4 protein-coding genes are annotated in these 2,975 nt (G+C 31.8%); all 4 read left to right on the forward strand.

Features of this window, described 5'->3' with window-relative positions; translation table 11 throughout:
• Positions 1 to 1,839: LysM peptidoglycan-binding domain-containing protein (locus tag N4A42_RS07475; RefSeq protein ID WP_294072151.1), on the forward strand; the 1,839-nt coding region annotated here is incomplete at its 5' end.
• Positions 1,840 to 1,841: 2 nt separating this feature from the next.
• Positions 1,842 to 2,243 carry an OsmC family protein gene (locus N4A42_RS07480; protein ID WP_294072162.1) on the forward strand — a complete coding sequence of 134 codons (402 nt, stop codon included), beginning with the start codon at positions 1,842 to 1,844 and terminating at the stop codon, positions 2,241 to 2,243.
• Positions 2,244 to 2,792 carry a DUF922 domain-containing protein gene (locus N4A42_RS07485; protein ID WP_294072170.1) on the forward strand — a complete coding sequence of 183 codons (549 nt, stop codon included), beginning with the start codon at positions 2,244 to 2,246 and terminating at the stop codon, positions 2,790 to 2,792.
• A 45-nt stretch (positions 2,793 to 2,837) separates the two neighbouring features.
• On the forward strand, positions 2,838 to 2,975 hold a 138-nt coding region (locus N4A42_RS07490; protein ID WP_294072175.1), incomplete at its 3' end, for a DUF3820 family protein.

The following is a 2,975-nucleotide window of genomic DNA, read 5'->3' on the forward strand; positions in this document are numbered from 1 at the left end:
GAGCACAAAATAAAGGAAGGTGAAACCATTGAGAGTGTTGCTAAAACTTATTTGGTAACACCTTTCGATATTTTAGCGTTAAATCCTGATGCAAAGTCTAATTTTAAGCCCAATACGGTTTTAATTATACCAAATTCAAAGATTAAAAACGAACCTATTGAAGAAGAATCAAAAGAACTCATAGGTTATAAAAATCATAAAGTAAAACGAAAAGAAACGCTTTACGGATTGTCTAAAAAATATGGTGTCTCAGAAGAGGAAATAAAAAAAGCAAATCGTTTTTTGTATTCTGAAAACCTTAAAAAAGGGGACAAGGTTAGAATTCCTAGATATAAAACCTTTTTATCTAAGCAGACTTACAAGAATACAATTAAAAAGTACACCGTTTTACCTAAAGAAGGAAAATGGCGTGTGGCTTATAAATTTGGAATTACTGTAGCTGAGTTAGAAGCTTTAAACCCAGAGATGAAACCTATACTTCAACCAGGTGATGAGTTAAATGTGCCTAATGTTAAGGATGAAGACGAAAAGGTGATTGAATCTAAGTACAATTATTATGAAGTATTGCCAAAAGAAGGCTTTTACAGATTAAAAGTCAAAACAGGTTTAACACAAGAAGCATTAGAAACTTTAAATCCGGAACTTAAGGAAAGTGGATTAAAAGCAGGAATGGTATTAAAAATTCCGGCATCTGTTAATACATCAGAAAATTTATCTGATGTAGAGACTACAAAATTAGAGTCTAACATCACAAATTTTAAGACTAAGAAATTAGCCTTAATGTTACCATATCAGTTACATAAAATTGATGTAGATTCTGTAGAGGAAACAAAAGCAGAGATAAAACAGAATAAGTTGTTGTCTATTGTTTTAGATTTTCATGTTGGTGTAAGAATGGCATTAGATTCTGCAAAGCAATTAGGCATTTCAACAGATTTAAAAGTTTTAGATACACGTTACATGGCTTCTACTACGAGCAAGCTGCTAGCAGATCATGATTTTTCAGAATATGATGCTGTTATTGGTCCTATTGAAGAAAAGAGTTTTGATAGAGTTGCAAATGCTTTAAAAAGCGATAGAGTACCTGTTATTGCAGCATTAAATAAACCAAGAGAAGTTTATGCTAATGTATTTCAAACCATACCAGAAGATAAGTTACTACAAAAAGCAATTATAGATTTTGTAAAAAAGGATAGTTTAAAAACAAAAGTTGTTGTCATTGCAGATCGATCGCATAAAACTGAAAGTGATTTATTAAAAAAAGAGTTTCCAAATGCCACTCAAATCTTTTCAGAGAAGAGTAAAAAAACTGGTGAGGATGAGTTTTTTATATATCCTGTGCGTTTAGAAAATGTATTTCAGGAAGGTAAAACAATTGTATTCTTAGAAACTAATAAAGATTTTTTTGCATCTAGCGTTATTAGCATGTTAAATGCTTTAATTGAAAAGAACACAGAAATTGTTTTAGTTACGTTAGATAAAAACAGAGCTTTTGAAGGAAAGGATGTTGATAACAACAACCTATCAAATCTAAAATTTCATTATCCATCTGTATATAAAGATTACGATGAGTATGAGTCTAATAGTTTTGTAAAGGATTACAGAAATGAGTTTGGTGTAACACCAAGTAAATATGTAGCACGTGGTTTTGATATAACGTTAGATATTTTGTTGCGTTTGGCTACTGAGGATAACTTATACGAAGCTTCAGAAGATGTTATTGAGACAGAATATACTGAGAACAAGTTTAGATACAATAAATCGTTGTTTGGAGGTTATAAAAATGAAGCAGTGTACATCGTTAAGTACGATAATTTAAGAATAGTAGAAGCAAATTAAATATGACCTCAAAAGTAACCTATTTAGGTAATCTTAGAACCGAAAGCGAGCACATAAAGTCTAGTAATACCTTAATTACAGATGCACCAATAGACAATAATGGTAAAGGAGAAGCGTTTTCTCCTACAGATACTGTTGCTACAGGGTTGGCAAGTTGTATGTTAACTGTTATGGGAATAAAAGCCAGAGATATGAATGTTGATATGTCTGGTACAACTGCTGAGGTTACTAAGACAATGGCAAGTAATCCAAGGAGGATTTCTAAAATTGAGGTGGTTCTTAATTTTCCATTTGAAGCCGATGCTAAGACAAAAAAAATATTAGAACATACAGCAAATACTTGTCCTGTACATTACAGTTTACATCCAGATATCGAAAAAGATATTACGTTTAACTGGCAATAAATGCAAATAAAACATCTCATAATAACGCTTTTGTTTTTATGTTTTGGGACTTCAGCTAATAATGAAGAAACCCTTACATGGAATAATACCCGAAAGCTTACATGGGAAGATTTTAAAGCAAGCCCAAATCCAAACTCAGATGCTGTAGCATTAACCGCTTCTGGTATTACATTTGGTTATTCTCTAAAAACATCTGGTAAACGAATTGTTGATTTTTCAGCTTCAGTAGAAGCGCATTTTTACCCTAATAAATCTTGGTATTTAACAGATAGAGCAGATGATTATATCTTGGCTCATGAGCAGTTGCATTTTGATATTACAGAACTCTATGTGCGTAAGTTTAGGCAGCAATTAGATCGTTTGGTTGTAAATCAGAATATTAAAAAACAAATGGGACAAATCCACATTGCTATTAATGAGGCTTTAGATAAAACCCAAAAAACTTACGACAAGCAAACCAATCACTCCATAAACGTTGAAGCTCAAGAGTATTGGAATAACTACGTTAAAGAAGAGCTCAATAAACTCGATGAGTATAAATCGCCATAAATTTTCTACGAAGACAAGAATCTATTTTTAGCTAAAAACTTTAACATGCAACCAAACAAAGAAGCACTCATAGAACTAGCCAATTATAGAATGCCTTTTGGAAAATACAAAGGCGAATACCTTGTTAATATTCCTGAATATTATTACACATGGTTTAAACAAAAAGGGTTTCCAGAAGGCAAA

The sequence above is a fragment of the Winogradskyella sp. genome, assembly GCF_025210595.1.
In the GTDB taxonomy this organism is placed as follows: Bacteria; Bacteroidota; Bacteroidia; order Flavobacteriales; family Flavobacteriaceae; genus Winogradskyella.